The sequence below is a fragment of the Nitratireductor basaltis genome (genome assembly GCF_000733725.1).
GTDB classification, from domain to species: domain Bacteria; phylum Pseudomonadota; class Alphaproteobacteria; order Rhizobiales; family Rhizobiaceae; genus Chelativorans; species Chelativorans basaltis.
This window is the reverse complement of record NZ_JMQM01000001.1, coordinates 1,747,285-1,765,461: the sequence shown is the minus strand read 5'-3', so window position 1 is coordinate 1,765,461 and position 18,177 is coordinate 1,747,285. Positions and strand designations below refer to the sequence as shown.

The following is an 18,177-nucleotide window of genomic DNA, read 5'->3' as shown; positions in this document are numbered from 1 at the left end:
AGCCGCAAGCCTGCCGTCTGAATGAAAAGGCGCAGACATTTTCTCATTGGGTGGAGTTGATCCGGTGAACGCGAAGTCCGACCTGTTCTGTGCTGCTGTCGACTGGGGCACGACCAATATGCGCGTCTGGCTGCTCGATCGTTCAGGCGATGTGCGGGAGAGCCGGTCGAGTGATGAGGGAATGCGCGCAGCCATGCCGGATCGTTTCGAAGCGATCATGGAAAAGCATCTGGGGCAGATGGGCGCTCCAGTTGGCCTGCCGGTGATCATCTGCGGCATGGCCGGTGCGCGCGGTGGCTGGGTCGAGGCGGAATATATGAAGACGCCGGCCGATCTCGCTGCTGCTCATGAAAGTGCGGTCAAAGTGGCTCATGCCACGCGCGACATTCGCATCCTGCCTGGCGCCTGCCAGATGGATGACGGTCGCGAGGATGTCATGCGCGGTGAGGAGACGCAGCTTGCAGGCGCTGTCGCCGGTTCACGGACCAGCGGCATTTTCTGCATGCCGGGAACACACTCGAAATGGGCTCAGGTGGATGAGGGCAGGCTTGTCCACTTCACCACCTTCATGACCGGCGAGATGCACGGCCTGGTCTCAAAGCACTCGATCCTGCGCGACACGCTGGGCGAAGCGAAGGCCGATGCGGAAAATCCTGCATTTGCTTCGGCCCTCGATGAGATGCTTGAAGGGCGAGGCTTCACCGAAGCGCTTTTCTCCATCCGTGCCTCTGCTCTTCTCAAGGGCGTGGAGGCAGGGGATCTGGCCTCGCGGCTTTCCGGTCTGGTCATAGGGTCTGAGATCGCGTCGGCGAAGCGCGCGTTCGAGCCTGAAGAAGTCGGCCTTGTTGCCGCGGGACCGCTTTCCGATCTTTATCGCGCGGCACTGGCTCGCGCTGACATTCATGCGCAGGCGCTTGATGGCGAGGCGCTGGCACGGCGCGGCCTTTTCGCCGCAGCACAATCTTTCTGGGGGAATACCTGATGAGCAGTCAAACCGTCACCTGGCCGAAGCTGAAGCGCGATCTCGTCGGCATCTTGCGCGGCGTGAAGCCCGATGAAGTGGGTGGGATCGTGGACGAGCTTCTGGAGGCCGGTTTCGAGGCCATCGAAGTGCCGCTCAACTCGCCCGATCCGCTCAAATCCATCGAGATCGCCGCCAGGCGTGCACCGAAGGGTGTGCTGATCGGTGCAGGTACGGTTCTCACCGTGGAAGATGTGAACGCCGTGCATGATGCGGGCGGCTCCATCGTTGTCAGCCCGAACACCGAGCCCGATGTCATCCGGCAGACCGTGGCGAAGGGCATGGTCTCCATGCCCGGTGTGTTCTCGCCGACAGATGCGCTGGCGGCGGCTCGCGCTGGAGCGACATGCCTGAAATTCTTCCCCGCGGGCATTCTCGGCGCATCGGGCATCAAGGCCATGTCGGCCGTGCTGCCCAAGGACCTGCCCATCGGTGCTGTCGGCGGCGTGTCGGAGAAGAACTTCGCCGAATATGCAAAGGTCGGTATCCGCACCTTCGGCCTCGGTTCCAGCCTCTACAGTGAAGGTGCGAGTGCCGCGGAAGTGCGCCAGCGCGCCGATGCCGCGGTGAAGGTTTATGACGAGGTGTTCGGCGTCTGACGCCGAACCACCTTATTGCGTGAGAGCGGACGAGGGCCGCAGCGCGCCGACCTTGATGCCGCGCCAGTTCTTCAGTTCCGGTCGTGCCTGAACCTCAAGCTCTGCGCGCAGATCGTCACCTTCGGGCAGCAGGCGGGCGAGCGTCTGCGCGATCATCACTTCCGCACCGCGCGTTGCGCCATCATCGCATTTGAGAGCGATGCCTAGACCCAGTTCCGGGATCGCGGCGCAGAAGACGCCTTCGGCACCCGTCTTGGTGAAGATGCGGCCCTTTCCGGCCTGCATCATCTTCGTGTCGGCGCGGTCGGTGCCGGCAACGTAAAACGGCTCGCTCGTGCAGGCATCGAAAATGCGCCGCGCCGCCTCGAAGCGCTTTTCAGAAAGGCCGGAGCCGGTGGCAAGCCGCGCAAAGCCCTGCGCGAGATTGCGGATAGGCACGGCGTAGGTGGGGATGGAGCAGCCATCAATGCCGCATTGATCGGCCTGAAGCCGCGCGCCGGTAACCTCTTCGAGTGCTGTGGCCGCCATGCGCTGGATCTCGTGACCGGCCGTCACATAGCCCTTCGTGCTGATGCCCTTATGCGCGCAGGTGCACAGAAATCCGGCATGCTTGCCCGAGCAATTGTTATGAAACTGATTGGGCCTCGCGCCGGTCGCCGCCAGCGCGAGTGCCGGCTTCTGCTCCATCGGCCAATGCGCGCCGCACTCATAGGCGCTTTCATCAAGTCCGGCCTTGGCGACCATGGTGCGCGCTAGCTCTGCATGCTCCGGCTCGCCCGAATGGGAAGCGCAGGCGAGCGCGATTTCCTTTCTGCCAAAACCGAAGGCATCCGCCGCACCGCTTTCCATGAAGGGCAGCGCCTGGATTGCCTTTACCGCCGACCGCGGAAATATGGCGCGCTTCGTGTCTCCACGTTCGAACACGCAATCGCCTTCGGCATCCACCACGGCAATCACCCCGCGATGAACACTCTCCACCACATCGCCGCGCAAAACCTCAACGAGAACCGGACTTTCCATCAGAAACCTGCCCATAAAGCCGAGCAAAAAGCTCGTGATTGAATTCGACCACGCTTGTGCAGAGGGCAGGGGAGGACGTCAAGCATCTCCACCTCATGTGACAAGGGCGGATGGCGCGGCTTCGCCGCCTGCCTGACGAAGAAAATCCTCCGCCCGTCTCAGATCGTCGGCAAGTTCCCGTCGCCGGAGGGGCTGTTCTTCGCGGGGTATACGCAGGATGAAGCTGGGGTGCCAGGTGATGAGGACGGGGGTGCCGTCTCGAGCCGTTTCGATCTTGCCGCGGCGCGGGGTCATGGCGCTGGCATTGCCCGTCAGGGCGAAAGCCGCGGAGGCACCCAGTGCGAGTGTGAGGCCGGGCTTTAAAAATTTGCGCTCCAGATCGAGCCACCAGCGGCAATGTTCGATCTCGTGGCGGTTGGGGCTCTGGTGCAGGCGCTTCTTGCCCTGCGTCTTGAACTTGAAGTGCTTCACCGCATTGGTCATCCAGGCGGGCTTTGTGCCCACTTCATCCATGACCTCCCGCAGAAGCGTGCCCGCCGGTCCGACAAAGGGGCGACCTGCAAGATCCTCCATGTCTCCGGGCTGTTCGCCGACGATCATCAGCCGCGCATCTTCCGGCCCTTCACCGAAAACGGTCTGCGTTGCCGCTTCGCAAAGGCCGCAGCGCCTGCAGGCGGCGGCAGCTTCGCGGGCGGCTTCAAGCGTCTCCGGCATGGCGGGAGGTTCGGGCGTGCGCAGCCGGTCGAGAATGCGTTCGGCCCGCTTGGGGCCTTCGGCTGGCATTGCCTTCCGCATGTTTTCCACGCGCGTTTCCGCATGCGCGAGCATTTCGGGGATGAGCTGCGTTTCAGGCATGTTCTTCCAATATTTCTTCGGCATCTCCGAGCGCATGGCCTGAAGATGGATGCGCGCGGGATTGAAGATATTGGCGAAATAGGTGCCCCAAAGCTCTTCGGAAGCGTCATGAGGCAGGTCGGGCCGCGTGGTCGGCGGATGATAGGTCAGCGCACCCTCTTCGAACCGCGCGACACCCTCCGGCGTGGCGATCATCCAGTCCATGTCACCGAAGCGCTTGGCAAAAAAGGGTGTTCCGGCTTCCAGGATGAGGTGGTCCGGCTCGAACCAGGCGCCAAAGCGTCGCCGCGCGCTGTCGCTCGGCAATTCGCGAAAACGTACGAAAGCATGCATCTTGTGAATGTCGCGACGGATTGTCTTGGCGAAGGCCTGAAGCTTGCGGGTGAGTAGATCGGCCGGATTTAAAAGCGCGCCCCTGTCTTGCTGATGGCGAACAAGGGCTGCGTAAAGTGCTGCAGGCGCCTCGCCATCGCGGTGGCACAGAACCGTTTCTGCAAGTTGCAGGAAGGAGGCAGGCGCGGAGACCTTGTGCGGGCCCTCCTTATCGGGTGGCGGTGCGGCTTCGAACAGGTCGGCCCCGGCACCGCGACACCACTGCACCATCTCAGGCGCGACAGCGTGACTGGCGAGCCGCCGGGCGGCCGACCGCCACGCTTCGAAAAATCCGGTCGCGGGCAGATCCACGCGATACATCAAAGCAGCACCAGCTGCTCCGGCTGCGGCGTGAACCGCGCGCGCAGATTGGCGCTGTCGGTCAGCCCGCCCGGCGACCAGTCGGGAAACTGCACGAAAGGCTTGGCCTTGCTCATGACTGCGCCGATGCGCACCAGATCGCCATAACGCAAAATGCCCGAACGCCGGGCGGCGATGATGCGATCCACCGTGCGCGTGCCGAAGCCTGGGATACGCAGCAAGAGCTCTCGGCTGGCCTGGTTCACATCCACAGGAAAGAGCGCGCGGTTGGCCAGCGCCCAGGCAAGCTTGGGGTCGATGGCAAGGTCGAGATTGCCCGAAGGCGCGACACTTGCCAGCTCATCCACCTCGAAGCCGTAGAAGCGCAACAGCCAGTCGGCCTGGTAAAGCCGGTGCTCGCGCATCAGGGGCGGTTTGATGAGCGGCAGGGCCTTGGAGGCATCGGGAATGGGCGAGAAGGCGGAGTAATAGACGCGGCGCAGCTTGTAGCCCGCATAAAGCCGCGAGGAGGTGGTGAGAATGTCGCGGTCATTGGCACCATCCGCCCCCACAATCATCTGCGTCGACTGGCCGGCGGGCGCAAAGCGCTTGGCCTTGCGGCCCGAATGGCTGCGCTCCTTGGCGGCATCGAGCCGCTGGCGCACGCCCGCCATGGCGGAACGGATGGTTTCGGGCTTTTTCTGCGGGGCGAGAAGGCGCGTACTGTCATCGCGCGGCAGCTCCACATTGATTGACATGCGGTCGGCATAAAGCCCGGCTTCGGCAATCAGCTCCTCGCTCGCCTCGGGAATGGTCTTGAGGTGAATGTAGCCCTTGAACTGGTGGTCCTCGCGCAGCATGCGCGCAATCCGCACCATGTCGCTCATGGTGTCATCGGCGCTGCGGATGATGCCCGACGACAGGAACAGCCCTTCGATATAGTTGCGGCGATAAAATTCCAGCGTCAGCGTCACCACCTCTTCCGGCGTAAACCGCGCCCGCTCGACGCTGCTCGAAACCCGGTTGATGCAATAGGCGCAGTCGAAGATGCAAAAATTCGTCATCAGGATCTTCAACAGGCTGATGCAGCGCCCGTCCGGCGTATAGGCATGACAGATCCCGGTCCCGCCCGCACTGCCAATCCCGCCCTTCGAAGAATCGCGCCGCGAAGTCCCCGAAGACGCACAGGAAGCATCATATTTCGCCGCATCCGCAAGGATGGCGAGCTTGTCCTTGAGTGTTCTCTTCATGAGAACAAATATAGAACATTATGGATGGGAGGCAAGGGGGAATGGTGGTGCTAAGTTGAACAGATAGCTATGGTCCTCTATCTGACAGCTCCGTCAGGAAGGTCTACACGAAGTAAGCGCTGGTGGCTATGTACTTCCGAATTTGCTCGCCTGATCTGTGGCGCAGACAATGCGCGTTGATTAGCCCAACTTGATGGAAGATAACTCCTCACGATGCTCTCTGGGCCGTTGTATACTACCTCCCCCTTACAATCATCCAGTCGAAGCTCCAAAAATAGTAGATGCTGTGCTTCATTGTGTAATTCAGTGTAAGTAAAAGCCGGACCACGCCCTGTAGAGGTGGCTTTTATTTGAACTAGACGACCATCTGGGCTTATTCCGTCGACACCGCGGGTATTTCCATTTAGCAGTGTGATACCATATAGCTGCACCGCAAGGGCTTCACCAAGGTCTCCTACGAGTTTCCCGTCAAACGTGAAGGGAAGTATGTTATCGAAGGCATCCCGCAGAAGGTTCCGAGCACGGACCAACTCAGCTATCGAGGGGGGGAGGTCGAAAGTATCCAAAGTATTCGCGGGTATATTATCGAAATATCATGGTCGGAGTGGCAGGATTCGAACCTGCGACCCCCTCGTCCCGAACGAGGTGCGCTACCAGGCTGCGCTACACTCCGTGACCTGACGGCGGGCTTATAGCGATGATGGGTTCGCTTCGCAAGTCGAAAGCGCGTCTTCAATAGGCGCTTTCGACATCTCCCATTTCCACATAGACGGACTTCACCTGGGAGTAATGCGCGAGCGCCTCGCGGGCGTTTTCGCGGCCGATGCCAGACGCCTTCACGCCGCCGAAGGGAAGCTCGACGGGCGTGAGATTGTAGGTGTTGATCCAGCAGGTTCCCGCTTCAAGCTGGTCCACCACGCGATGCCCGCGCTTGATGTCTGCGGTGAAGACACCGGCGGCCAGACCGAACTGCGTGTCATTGGCGCGCGAAATGACCTCGTCCTCGTCCTTGAAGGTGAGAACGCTCATCACCGGCCCGAAGATTTCCTCGCGCGCAATGGTCATGTCGTCTTGCACATCGGCAAAGACGGTCGGCTCGATATAGAAACCGCTCTCAAAGCCCTGCAACTCGGGAATGCCGCCGCCGCACAGAAGGCTGGCGCCTTCGCTTTTTCCGCTCTCGATATAGGAGAGCACGCGCTCGCGCTGGGCCTTCGAGATGAGGGGACCCAGATGCGTTTCCGGATCGAGAGGATCGCCGAGTCGAATGGCGCGGGTGCGCTCGACGAGGCGGTCGAGGAAGCGGTCCCTGATGCCTTCCTGCAGGAAGACGCGCGTGCCGTTGGAGCAGATCTGGCCGGTGGAATAGAAATTGCCGAGAATGGCGCCGCTGATGGCGTTTTCCAGTTCCGCATCATCGAAGACGATGAGCGGAGACTTGCCGCCAAGCTCCATCGTGGCGTGCTTCATCTGCCCGCCCGCACGCGACATCACCTTGCGGCCGGTTTCGGCCGAACCGGTGAGCGAGACCTTTGCGACGCTGGGATGATCGATAAGGGCTTCGGCAACCGCGCGCGCGCCCTGCACCACATTGAAGAGGCCTTCGGGCAGGCCGGCTTCAACGAGGATTTCAGCAAGCATCAGTGCGGAAAGCGGCGTGTTTTCCGATGGCTTGAAGACCATGGCATTGCCCATGGCAAGCGCAGGAGCCGCCTTCCATGCTGCAATCTGTATCGGATAGTTCCACGCGCCAATGCCCACGCACACGCCAAGCGGCATGCGCTTCGTGTAGCCGAAGGGGCCGCCCAGATCGACAAAGCTGCCCTGTTCGCCCGCAATCACGCTGCCGCAATATTCAAGCGCCTCGGCGGCAGAAGCGGCGTCCGCCACCAGCGTTTCTTGAATGGCCTTGCCGGTGTCGAGCGTTTCGAGCTCGGAGAGTTCCTGATTGCGCTCGCGCAGGATGTCCGCGGCCCGGCGCAGGATACGCCCGCGCTCGGCAAGCGGCGTCTTCGCCCAGGTGGTCTGCGCGGAGCGCGCGGCTTCCACTGCCAGCTCCACGATATTGGGTGTAGCAAGGTTGAGCTTCGCGATCACCTCGCCGGTGGCCGGATAGATGCTTTCCAGAACCTCGCCCTGCGGGTCTTCCACATAGGAGCCATTGATATAGTGCGATGCTTGAGGCTGTGCGCGCATGGTTCTTCCTATCGGTCCGATTCCCGCCAGCGCGGGTTGATCCAGAGTTCCTGATCGAGAGGCGGCAGGGTGCGGCCCAGAATATGGTCCGCCGCCTTTTCGCCCACCATAATGGATGGGGCATTGAGATTGCCATTGGTGATGCGCGGAAAGATGGAACTGTCCGCAACCCGAAGCCCCTCGACACCGATGACGCGAAGCTGAGGGTCGACCACGCTTGATGGATCATCGGCATCACCCATCCGGCACGTGCCACAGGGATGATAGGCGCTTTCCACATGTTCGGCGATGAAGGCGTTGAGCGCCTCGTTTGATGTCACATCCGCGCCGGGTTGGATCTCCTCGCCGCAATAGGGCTTGAAGGCCGGCTGCGCAAAGAGTTCACGCGTCAGCCTGATACAGTGGCGGAAATCCTCCCAGTCCTCGTCATGGGACATGTAGTTGAAACGGATTTCCGGCGCCTTCCACGGATTGGGCGAGGCGAGGCGAATATTGCCGCGCGACTTGGAGCGCATCGGCCCGACATGGGCCTGAAATCCATGTGCTTCTGCCGCTGCCTTGCCGTCATAGCGGATGGCTGCCGGCAGGAAGTGATACTGGATATCGGGATAGTCCACGCCCGGCTTCGAGCGCACGAAAGCCGCCGCCTCGAAATGGTTGGTCGCGCCGAGCCCGTCCTTGAAAAGGAGCCAGCGCGCGCCGATCAGCGCTTTGGCGAAAAGGTTGAGGTGGGAATAGAGCGTGATGGGCTTGGAGCATTCCTGCTGGATGTAAAGCTCCAGATGGTCCTGCAGATTTTCGCCAACGCCGGGGCGGTCCGCCACCACGTCGATGCCCATCGCCTGCAGTTGTGCGGCTGGGCCGATGCCCGAATGCATCAGCAATGCGGGCGAGTTGATGGCCGAGGCTGCGACCACAACTTCACGTTTTGCTTTAACTGTGCGGATACGGTTTGCCCACTCGATATCGACACCGGTGGCCTTGTGATTCTCTATGACAATCTTTCGCGCGAAGCCTCTGACAAGACTCACATTTGCCCGCTTCAGGGCAGGGCGCAAATAGGCATTGGCCGCAGACCAGCGCCGCCCCTTGTGGATCGTCTGCTCCATGGGGCCGAAGCCCTCTTGCTTGGAGCCGTTATAGTCTGCCGTGACCTCAAATCCGGCCTCGCGGCCAGCCTCGGCAAAGGCCTGGTAGAGCGGGTTGGTGCGCTTGCCGCGCTGGACATGCAGCGGGCCGTCGGTCCCGCGCCAGCCTTCCTCCCCGCCATGGGAGGTTTCCAAGCGTTTGAAGTATGGCAGCACGTCGCGATAGGCCCAGCCCGCCGCACCGCATTCCGCCCAATGGTCGAAGTCGCGCGCATGGCCGCGCACATAGACCATGCCATTGATGGAGGAAGAACCGCCCAGCACCTTGCCGCGTGGTGTGGCAAGCACACGCCCGCCCAGATGCGGCTCGGGCTGGGTGGAGTATCCCCAGTCATAGCGGCGCATATTCATCGGGATGGAAAAGGCCGTGGGCATCTGGATCAGCGGACCGGCATCGCTGCCGCCATACTCGATCACGATCACCGAGTTCCTGCCGTCTTCCGAAAGACGATAGGCCAGCGCGCAACCGGCCGAGCCTGCGCCGACAATCACGTAATCGGCCTCAAGCGGAGCACTCACCGTGCACCCTCCTTCCGCGAAAGCTGAAGCGAGAGATAGTCTTCCACCAGCGCGATCGCCGTATCGGCGTCGCTGGGGCCTTCGGCCAGCGCATGGCGGATATAGAGCCCGTCGATCAGGGCGCCGATGCCGCGCGCGGTGCGCTCTGCCTGCAGGCGCGACATGAGCGGTTCCAGCGCCACCAGCAGATTGGTGTGCAGCCGGCGCGTATAGACCCGCAGCAGGCGGCGCAGGGCAGGCGCACGCTGCGCCTCGACATAGAAGGCAAGCCAGGCGGCAACCGTCTCCGGCTGGAACTGCTTGGGCGAGAAATTGACATGGATAAGCGCGGAAAGGCGCGCCATGCCCGACTTGCCCGATACAGCCATGCGTGCATCCGCTCCCAGCTCGGAGAGTATGTGGCGCATCGTGGCGGCCAGCAGATCCTCCTTCGAGCCGAAATAATGATGGGCAAGCGCGCTCGAGACATCGGCACGTTTGGCAATATCCGCCATGGTCACGGCAAGCGTTCCCTTTTCAGCAATGGCTGAAATGGCGGCGTTGATGAGCGCTTCACGGCGCAGGGGTTCCATTCCGATCTTGGGCATGAGGAGGGATCTAGGGTTGATTGACTGGTCAATCAATAAAAAATGTTAGTGCAAAGCGGTTTTGTGTGCGCTGCAACAATTATGAGCCATTTTTTCCGAGACGACCGGGTTTCGAGATGGCATTCTTCGACCCAACTTCAGGGAGGCTGAAATGAGCGCGAGCATTGTGGGCTGGGCCCATTCCAAATTCGGCAAGCTTGGCGACCAGACGCTTGAAGAGCTGATCGTGACCGTGGCGCGGGATGCGCTGGAACATGCGGGGCTGGAAGCCTCGGATGTCGACGAGATCGTGCTGGGCCACTTCAATGCCGGTTTCTCGGCTCAGGATTTCACCGCCAGTCTGGTGCTGCAGGCCGATGACGGCCTGCGTTTCAAGCCTGCAACGCGCGTGGAAAATGCCTGCGCCACGGGTTCTGCCGCCATCCGCCAGGGACTGCGCGCCATCGACGCAAAGGCCGCGCGCATTGTGCTGGTCGTGGGTGCCGAGCAGATGACGACGACGCCTGGACCGGAGATAGCCAGGAACCTGCTGAAGGCGTCCTATCTGCCAGAAGAGGGCGACATTCCCGGTGGCTTCGCAGGCGTTTTCGGCAAGATCGCCTCTGCCTATTTTCAGCGTTATGGCGACCAGTCCGATGCACTGGCCCGCATTGCCGCCAAGAACCACAAGAATGGTGCGAAAAATCCGCTGGCGCAGATGCAGAAGGATCTGGGCTACGAGTTCTGCCGCGAAGAAAGTGAGCGCAACCCCTATGTGGCAGGCCCGCTCAAGCGCACCGATTGCTCGCTGGTGTCAGACGGGGCGGCTGCCATCGTTCTGGCCGACACGCAGACCTCGCTTTCCATGAAGCGCGCTGTCGCCTTCCGCGCCAACGAGCATGTGCAGGACTTCCTGCCCATGTCCAAGCGCGACATTCTCGCCTTTGAAGGCTGTGCGGAAGCCTGGAAGCGCGCACTTGGCAATGCGGGTGTGAAGATCGACGACCTGTCATTTGTCGAAACCCATGACTGCTTCACCATTGCCGAACTGATCGAATATGAGGCGATGGGCCTGGCACGTCCGGGCGAGGGTGCCAGGGTCGCCGAGGAAGGCCAGACGGAAATGGGCGGGCGCCTGCCGGTCAACCCGTCCGGCGGCTTGAAGGCCAAGGGCCATCCCATTGGCGCAACGGGTGTTTCCATGCATGCTTTGAGTGCGGCTCAGCTGACCGGTGAGGCAGGCGGCATTCAGGTGCCGGATGCCAAGCTCGCCGGCATCTTCAATATGGGCGGTGCGGCCGTCGCCAATTATGTCTCCATCCTCGAAAGGATCAAATGAGCAAAGCCGCCATCGTCTCCGGAGCTGCAACCGGCATCGGCCTCGCCGTCGCCGAGCGGCTTCTTGACGACGGTTTTGCGGTTGCGCTGGTCGATGCCGACGCGGAAGCCCTGGCCGAAGCCGAAGAGATGCTGACGGGCGAGGAGGCGCTCTTCCTGCTCGCCGACGTGTCGGACGAGGAGGAAGTGGGCGAAGCCTTCGATCAGGCTGCCGATGCACTCGGCCCGCTCCACGCACTCGTCAATTGCGCCGGGCTTCGCCGCGAAGTGCTGTTCGAGCACACAAGCGCGGAGCTTTTCCGGCAATTGCTCGAGGTCAATCTTGTTGGCACGCTGATCGCCAGCCAGGCAGCACTCGACCGGATGGGCGACGAGCTTGCCATCGTCAATCTGAGTTCCGCCTCCGGCCTGCGCGCCAATGCAGGGCACGCCGCCTATGGCGCATCGAAAGCCGGCGTGAAGCTCCTGAGCGAGAGCATGGCAGTGGAACTGGCAAGCCGCGGCGTTCGCGTGAACTGCATCGCACCCGGTCCGGGCGATGGCGCAAGTCCGCAGCTTTCTGCCGCCTGGCGGGACACGTCCCCGCAGCGCCGCCTGATACAGCCGCGCGAAGTTGCCAATGCGGTCGCCTGGCTCTTGTCGGCAGAAGCGTCCGGCGTGACCGGTCACACGATCGCAATAGACGGCGGCTTCGCCATTGCGGGAATGGCCCGCACCGACTGATCCATCTGGCTCTGGAAAGGCGCTACGAAATGCCGTAGCTCTGCACCGAAAACAACCAGCGGAGCATCAACCGTGAAATCCATCTTCCATCTTGCCTATAATGTGAAAGACCTCGACGAGGCGCGCCGCTTCTATGGCGAAGTGCTCGACTGCCGCGAGGGCCGCAGCGCGCCGACATGGGTGGATTTCGACTTCTTCGGCCACCAGATCTCGCTGCATCTGGGCGAGCCCTTCAAGACGGCCGCCACCGGCAAGGTGGGCGAGCACATGGTGCCCATGCCGCATCTGGGCGTCATCCTGCAGCTTGACGACTGGAAGGCCCTGGCAGGGCGGCTGGAAGAAGCCGGTGTCGACTTCATCATCAAGCCGACCGTCCGCTTCGAGGGGGAGCCCGGCGAGCAGTGGACCATGTTCTTCAACGACCCCTTCGGCAACCCGATCGAGGTGAAGGGCTTCCGCGATCTGGAGAGTGTCTACGCCGCCTGACCTATCCGGCAGAATTGCCTGAGAGCACAAGATGCGGGGCGGGGGAGGGCTGGCCGATAAGGTCTCCCGTCACCGCCTCGGCCCAGCGATAGCCGCGAATGGCACCGTCCTGCATTTCCGAGATAACATTGTCGGCGATGACAGCCTTGCCGGCCCCTTCCACCATCGAGACGGCAATGCCCGTGCCGGAACGCCGGATCACATTACCTGTCGCGCTCACATTGCGCAGGAACGGGCCCCAGCCGAGCAACATGCCGAAACGCGGCGCATTCTCGATGACATTGCCGCTCACCGCACAGTCCGCTTCCACCGTGATGCCGAGACCGAAACCGGGATCGCCGGGCTGATAGGGACCGTCCAGCGAAAGATTGCGCACCAGATTGCCCGAACAGGTGGCAAGCCTGCCGCCCTCGTTGAAATTGACGATGGAAATGCCATTGGCTGCGCCATCGACAATATTGTCGGAAATCACTGCGCCCTCGAACGAAAACTCGCTGTAGATCGCGGTTTCGCCGGAGCGCAGGCAGTGATTTCCCGCAACGCGCAGATTGCTGCCGCCATTCGAACGGATGGCGGAAAAGGCGCAGTCGGAGACGTGATTGCCCTCAATGGCCACATCGCCTGCGCGATAGACATTGATGCCATTGCCGAAGGGGCCGGTGCCACCAAGATCCGCGCGGATATGAGAGACGCGGTTGCCGTTAACCCGGCTGCCATCCGAGCCAGGGCTGGAGCGATGGACAAGGATGCCGCCATTCCCACAATGGCTGACGCGATTGTTGTCGATATCAAGACCTTCGGCATCTCGGCTGAAAATGCCGACATCGCCCATCTGCTCGATATTGTTGGAGCTGACACGTCCCGCCGCCCGCTTCAGATAGAGCCCTCCGGAACTGCTGTCCCGGATGGTGCAATTCGTGACCGACAGCTGTTTCACGCCATCAAGGCTCAAAAGCGCACCGGACGGATCGCTGAGGGGCAATAGCGCACCGTTGAACGTTATTCCGTCCAATGTCAGACGCTGCATGTCCTTGCCGTCCGCGAGGTAGGAACCCCCGGTGAAAACAAGCTCGCTCATGCCTGCAATGCCCGTCAGATGCAGGTTGCGCGGCAGTGCGATCTGGCCGACATGGTAGCGGCCCGGCGGAAGATGCAGGGGGATGTTGTCGAAACTGGCCCGATGAAGCGCGGTGGCGAAGGCGCGGCTCTGGCTGTTTGCGGTTTCGGGGCTGACGCCAAATTCCGTGATGCTGCGTCCGCTCTGCGCCAATCCGGTAATCGGACAAAGCGCGCTGACCGCAAGACCCGCGGTGGCTTTCAATAGGCTGCGTCTGTTGAGCATGGCACGACCCCCAGCCTGAGTCATGCCACAGCTGCGCTGGCCTGCCTATGTCGCGTCAGGAAGCTTCTACGGGCATGGTAAAGTCGCGGAAGAACGCCGCAGCACCCTCTTCAGAGATGTTGCCGGAGCTTAACTCCATGGTGAATGTGTAAAGCGTGCCATTGTCACAGGTCAGCTCGAACCCGTTCACGGCCAGGAACGTCGCTGCAGATACGATCGCGGTGCGCTTGTTTCCGTCGGTGAAGGCGTGGTTGCGGGCAAGTCCGAAGGCATAGGCTGCTGCCAGTTCAAAAATGTCCGGCTGGGCGTAATGTGTCTTCTGCTCTGCGCGCGCGAGAGCCGATTCAAGCCCGTTCTCGTCACGGATGCCTCTTGCGCCACCATGACGAGCTAGCTGCTCGTCGTGGATCGCTTCCACCACGCGGCGCGTGAGGAACGTGACGGTCATTCCGCCAGCTTTTGCAGAGCCACGCTGTAGCGATCCATGATTTTGCGCGCCTCACGCATCTGGCGCTCGAAAGCATCTTCGGAAGGCTGAAGACTGACCTTGTCACCTTCATCGACAACGTTGACCACGTCACCAGCCTTCAGGTTGTAACGGCGGAGCAGTTCCTTGGGCAATATCACACCTTCAGAGTTGCCGATTTTGCGAATAGTGACATTCATGACCGCTCTCCGAGCAGCGCTTCTGTTATAACTTAAGGTATAACTTGGCGGCCACCACTTCAAGAGGCCAGTTGCTTGCGCTCTGCGAGGAGACGGTTGATGAGCTTCTGCGCGGCTTCGGCGATGACTGTTCCCGGCGGGAAGATTTCGGCTGCACCGGCTTCGCGTACAGCATCGAAGTCATCCGGCGGGATCACGCCGCCCGCCACGATCAGGATGTCACTGCGGCCGCGCTTGTCGAGGGCCTGGCGCAATTCGGGGATGAGGGTGAGGTGACCGGCGGCGAGAGACGAGACGCCGATGATGTCGACGTCTTTCTCGTCCGCCAGATCGGCCACTTCTTCCGGCGTCTGGAACATGGCACCGACAGTAACGTCGAAGCCGAGGTCGCCGAAGGCGGTGGCGATGACCTTCTGACCGCGATCATGACCGTCCTGACCGACCTTGGCGACCAGGATGGAAGGTGCGGCCCCCGTCTCGTTGCGGAAGTGCTCGACCATTTCCTGCGCGCGGTCGACGGCGGCATTCTGGCCGATGGCGTTGCGATAGACACCGGAAATGGTGCGGATTTCGGCGACATGGCGCCCAAAGGCCTTTTCCAGCGCCGTTGATATCTCGCCAACGGTGGCATTGGCGCGGGCTGCGCGCACGGCAAATTCGAGGAGGTTGCCGTTGCCCTGAGCCGCGTTGGTCAGTTCGGTGAGAGCGGTTTCGACTGCTGACACATCGCGCGTGCCTTTCAGCTGCTGCAGCTTGGCAAGCTGGCGCGCGCGTACCTCGGCATTGTCGACCTTCAGGACCTCGACCTCCTGGTCGGCTTCCGGCCGGTGCTGATTGACGCCGACAACCGGTTGCTCCCCGCTGTCGATGCGCGCCTGCGTGCGTGCCGCAGCTTCCTCGACACGCATCTTGGGGATGCCCTGTTCGATGGCCGCTGCCATGCCGCCAAGCGTCTCGACTTCCTCGATATGCGATAGCGCGCGCACGGCCAGATCATGCGTCAGGCGTTCCACATAGGCCGAACCGCCCCAGGGGTCGATCATGCGCGTGGTGCCGGATTCGTGCTGCAGGATGAGCTGCGTGTTGCGGGCAATCCGCGCGGAATGATCGGTGGGAAGCGCCAGTGCCTCGTCAAAGGCATTGGTGTGCAGCGACTGGGTGTGGCCCTGTGTCGCCGCCATGGCCTCGACCATGGTGCGGATGATGTTGTTGTAGGGATCCTGCGCCGTCAGCGACCAGCCGGAGGTCTGGCAATGGGTGCGCAGCGACAGCGATCGCGGGTCCTTCGGGTCGAAATTCTTCTTGATGAGCGTGGCCCAGAGCAGGCGTGCCGCACGCATCTTGGCGACTTCCATGAAGAAGTTCATGCCGATCGCCCAGAAGAAGGAGAGGCGCGGCGCAAAACGGTCTATGTCGAGACCGGCGGCAATGCCGGCACGCGCATATTCGATGCCGTCCGCGATCGTATAGGCAAGCTCCAGATCCGCCGTCGCCCCGGCTTCCTGCATGTGATAGCCAGAGATGGAAATGGAGTTGAAGCGCGGCATCTTCTCAGCGGTGTAGGAGAAGATGTCGGAAATGATCCGCATCGAGGGCTTGGGCGGATAGATATAGGTGTTGCGGACCATGAACTCCTTGAGGATGTCGTTCTGGATGGTCCCGGAAAGCTTTTCCTGCGAAACGCCCTGTTCTTCCGCAGCCACGATGTAAAGCGCCATGATGGGCAGTACCGCGCCATTCATGGTCATGGACACGCTCATCTTGTCGAGCGGAATACCGTCGAAAAGCTGGCGCATGTCGAGGATGGAATCGATGGCCACACCGGCCATGCCCACATCGCCCGCAACACGCGGATGGTCGCTGTCATAGCCGCGATGAGTGGCAAGGTCGAATGCGACCGACAAGCCCTTCTGACCAGCCGCCAGGTTGCGCCGGTAAAAGGCGTTGGACTCCTCGGCCGTTGAAAAACCCGCATACTGGCGGATCGTCCATGGCCGCTGCACATACATTGTCGGATAGGGGCCGCGGATGAAAGGCGGGAGGCCCGGCTGCGTGTCGAGAAAGCGCAAGCCTTTCAGGTCGTCAGCGCCATAGGCGGATTTGATGGCCAGGCCTTCCGGCGTCTCCCAACGGGCCCCACCATCTACAGGGACCGCTTCGTCCTGCGGAGCCGCCCATTCCACCTTGCTGAAGTCGGGGATCATGACGGCGCGCCTGCTCCCTCATCGAGCCGCAGTGGCGCAAGGCGATCACAGCTCACCGCACCATCGCTCGGCATGCCCTGTTGCGCGGCCTCGAGCACTGTCACGGGGCGTTCCTTGTCGGCGGCATAAAGCGTGGTGCCGATGATGGAGCGTTTGCCGGCAGCCAGATCCTCTTGCCGCGCGTCACGTGACGCCATCACGCGCTTCTGGATATGGCCGGCTGCAAGGCTGCGCAGGATGCCGCCTTCGCTCTCGATGCGGCGGAACTCTTCCCAGGCCTTTTCGCAAAGCCCGGCCGTCAGCGCTTCCATGCCGCCCGAACCCGAAGCGGGATCGGAGACGACATGCAGGTGGCTTTCGCCGGAGAGGATGAGCTGTGTGTTGCGCGCAAGCCTGCGGGCGAAACCGTCCGGCAGGCCATGCGTGATCGTATGCGGCAGGACTGTCAGCGAATCCGCACCGCCGACCGCTGCCGCGAAAGAGGCAATAGTGTTGCGGAGAATATTGGTTTCCGGATCGCGACGCGTCAGCATGCGCCATGAGGTTTCCGTATGGATGGAGACCGGCATGGGCTCGATCTCGCAGGATTCCAACATCCGAGCCCAAAGAAGACGCAGCGCCCTCAGCTTGGCGATGGACAGGAACTGGTCCTGGTCCACGCTGGCGACAAACCCGATATGGGGGGCGGCATAGACGAGCGGCTGGCGGGCGACTTCGAACATGCGCAGATGCGACACGGCAGAGGCCAGCATGATGCCAAGCTCCTGCGCCTCCGTAGCGCCGGCATTGTGGAAGACGCGGCCATCGGCTTCCAGCAGCACAGCAGGAACGCCCATGGCGAAGAAACCTGCCAGCGACTGCGGAAGTGATGCCTCCAGCGCCTCGATGGACATGCGAAGCCGCCCGGTGCCGGCAAAGAGTGCGGCCGGATCGAAGCCGAAGGAAAGCTGCAGGCGGCTAGGGGTGGTCTTGCGCTCCTGAATGAGTTGCACGACCCAGTCGATGGATGCGCGGCTTTGCGGATGCACGTCGATGCGCAGCGCCACATCGCGCAGCGCTACCTTGTCGAGCACGGCGCGCAGCGCCTCCGGGCTTGCGGGCAAGCCGTAGCCGAATGCGCTTGGCGCGCCTTCAAAGACCAGCTGAATGCCTGTTGCGCCCTGGGCCACATCCTCGCGGGCCTGGGCATTGGCGCGGCTCACATCCGGATCATCGATCCGCTGGAAAACCGTCCAGCTTGAACCTGCATTCTTGCGCGGCAGAAACTGTGGCTCATCGGCGCGCTGATACAAAGGCTCGATGGCAAGCCCGTCATCGCTCTTGTGCACAAGCGCGTCATATCCGCCCTTGTCGCCAAGGGAATCGGCAATCAGTTCAAGCCATTCCTTACGGCCGGCTTCCGGAAAAGCTGCCTTCTTCAGGACAGAGCGATCCATCCTTCCTCCACGAATGCAAACGCCGCTAATCAAGCGTGAAGTTTAGGGTGTGCCGCTTCATGTCGCAATGCACCAAAAGCGGAACTTTGGCCGCAGGCCTCGGTGCTGCTTCGCAAATGCGGTGTGCACAAGGCAT

Annotated in this window: 17 protein-coding genes and 1 tRNA gene; 5 read left to right on the top strand and 13 right to left on the bottom strand. The window is 61.7% G+C overall.

Annotated elements, in window-relative coordinates:
- The first annotated feature begins 64 nt into the window (after positions 1 to 64).
- Both EL18_RS08565 and EL18_RS08560 read left to right on the top strand, forming a co-directional pair.
- Complete coding sequence (locus EL18_RS08565; RefSeq protein WP_152552982.1) at positions 65 to 982, top strand: 2-dehydro-3-deoxygalactonokinase; 918 nt, start codon at positions 65 to 67, stop codon at positions 980 to 982.
- Complete coding sequence (locus tag EL18_RS08560) at positions 982 to 1,620, top strand: 2-dehydro-3-deoxy-6-phosphogalactonate aldolase (protein WP_036481855.1); 639 nt, start codon at positions 982 to 984, stop codon at positions 1,618 to 1,620. The genes EL18_RS08565 and EL18_RS08560 overlap by 1 nt, the downstream gene beginning before the upstream one ends.
- A gap of 12 nt (positions 1,621 to 1,632) precedes the next feature.
- Here EL18_RS08560 and EL18_RS08555 read toward each other — a convergent pair whose 3' ends face one another.
- The 8 genes from EL18_RS08555 to betI all read right to left on the bottom strand — a co-directional run bounded on the left by EL18_RS08555 (position 1,633) and on the right by betI (position 9,867).
- A complete protein-coding gene (locus EL18_RS08555) occupies positions 1,633 to 2,640 on the bottom strand; it encodes an asparaginase (protein WP_036481853.1) in 1,008 nt (335 codons plus the stop codon).
- A 93-nt stretch (positions 2,641 to 2,733) separates the two neighbouring features.
- Entirely contained in the window at positions 2,734 to 4,188 is a 1,455-nt protein-coding gene (locus EL18_RS08550) for a UdgX family uracil-DNA binding protein (RefSeq protein ID WP_152552981.1), read from the bottom strand.
- Positions 4,188 to 5,417 (bottom strand): putative DNA modification/repair radical SAM protein, encoded by a 1,230-nt coding sequence (locus tag EL18_RS08545; protein ID WP_036481850.1) that lies wholly within the window; start codon positions 5,415 to 5,417, stop codon positions 4,188 to 4,190. Before EL18_RS08545 ends, EL18_RS08550 begins: the two co-directional genes overlap by 1 nt.
- Before the next feature lie 77 nt (positions 5,418 to 5,494).
- Entirely contained in the window at positions 5,495 to 5,947 is a 453-nt protein-coding gene (locus EL18_RS18380) for a DUF6998 domain-containing protein (RefSeq protein ID WP_425277150.1), read from the bottom strand.
- Positions 5,948 to 6,013: 66 nt separating this feature from the next.
- Positions 6,014 to 6,090: transfer RNA gene (locus tag EL18_RS08540), tRNA-Pro, on the bottom strand.
- A 59-nt stretch (positions 6,091 to 6,149) separates the two neighbouring features.
- Positions 6,150 to 7,613 carry a betaine-aldehyde dehydrogenase gene (betB, locus tag EL18_RS08535; RefSeq protein WP_036481847.1) on the bottom strand — a complete coding sequence of 488 codons (1,464 nt, stop codon included), beginning with the start codon at positions 7,611 to 7,613 and terminating at the stop codon, positions 6,150 to 6,152.
- Positions 7,614 to 7,621: 8 nt separating this feature from the next.
- Positions 7,622 to 9,280: a choline dehydrogenase gene (gene betA, locus EL18_RS08530; protein WP_036481844.1), complete on the bottom strand. Its 1,659-nt coding sequence runs from the start codon at positions 9,278 to 9,280 to the stop codon at positions 7,622 to 7,624.
- Positions 9,277 to 9,867 (bottom strand): transcriptional regulator BetI, encoded by a 591-nt coding sequence (gene betI, locus EL18_RS08525; RefSeq protein ID WP_036481842.1) that lies wholly within the window; start codon positions 9,865 to 9,867, stop codon positions 9,277 to 9,279. The genes betA and betI overlap by 4 nt, the downstream gene beginning before the upstream one ends.
- 151 nt (positions 9,868 to 10,018) lie before the next feature.
- On the opposite strand from betI, the gene EL18_RS08520 reads away from it, so the two are divergent.
- The 3 genes from EL18_RS08520 to EL18_RS08510 all read left to right on the top strand — a co-directional run bounded on the left by EL18_RS08520 (position 10,019) and on the right by EL18_RS08510 (position 12,393).
- Positions 10,019 to 11,185: an acetyl-CoA acetyltransferase gene (locus EL18_RS08520; RefSeq protein WP_036481840.1), complete on the top strand. Its 1,167-nt coding sequence runs from the start codon at positions 10,019 to 10,021 to the stop codon at positions 11,183 to 11,185.
- Positions 11,182 to 11,907 (top strand): SDR family NAD(P)-dependent oxidoreductase, encoded by a 726-nt coding sequence (locus tag EL18_RS08515; RefSeq protein WP_036481838.1) that lies wholly within the window; start codon positions 11,182 to 11,184, stop codon positions 11,905 to 11,907. The genes EL18_RS08520 and EL18_RS08515 overlap by 4 nt, the downstream gene beginning before the upstream one ends.
- 72 nt (positions 11,908 to 11,979) lie before the next feature.
- Positions 11,980 to 12,393 carry a VOC family protein gene (locus EL18_RS08510; RefSeq protein WP_036481836.1) on the top strand — a complete coding sequence of 138 codons (414 nt, stop codon included), beginning with the start codon at positions 11,980 to 11,982 and terminating at the stop codon, positions 12,391 to 12,393.
- Position 12,394: 1 nt separating this feature from the next.
- Here the strand turns inward: EL18_RS08510 and EL18_RS08505 are convergent, their stop codons facing one another.
- From EL18_RS08505 to EL18_RS08485, 5 genes are read right to left on the bottom strand one after another with little or no spacing between them, the layout of a single operon-like run.
- Positions 12,395 to 13,735 carry a TIGR03808 family TAT-translocated repetitive protein gene (locus EL18_RS08505; RefSeq protein WP_036481834.1) on the bottom strand — a complete coding sequence of 447 codons (1,341 nt, stop codon included), beginning with the start codon at positions 13,733 to 13,735 and terminating at the stop codon, positions 12,395 to 12,397.
- Between the two features lie 55 nt (positions 13,736 to 13,790).
- Positions 13,791 to 14,183, bottom strand: coding sequence for a type II toxin-antitoxin system death-on-curing family toxin (locus tag EL18_RS08500; protein WP_036481831.1), 393 nt, complete (start codon positions 14,181 to 14,183; stop codon positions 13,791 to 13,793).
- Entirely contained in the window at positions 14,180 to 14,401 is a 222-nt protein-coding gene (locus tag EL18_RS08495; RefSeq protein ID WP_036481829.1) for an AbrB/MazE/SpoVT family DNA-binding domain-containing protein, read from the bottom strand. Before EL18_RS08495 ends, EL18_RS08500 begins: the two co-directional genes overlap by 4 nt.
- A gap of 59 nt (positions 14,402 to 14,460) precedes the next feature.
- On the bottom strand, positions 14,461 to 16,605 hold the full coding sequence (gene scpA / locus EL18_RS08490) for a methylmalonyl-CoA mutase (protein WP_036481826.1): 2,145 nt from the start codon (positions 16,603 to 16,605) through the stop codon (positions 14,461 to 14,463).
- A complete protein-coding gene (locus EL18_RS08485; RefSeq protein WP_036481823.1) occupies positions 16,602 to 18,041 on the bottom strand; it encodes a methylmalonyl-CoA mutase subunit beta in 1,440 nt (479 codons plus the stop codon). The genes scpA and EL18_RS08485 overlap by 4 nt, the downstream gene beginning before the upstream one ends.
- Between the last annotated feature and the right edge of the window lie 136 nt (positions 18,042 to 18,177).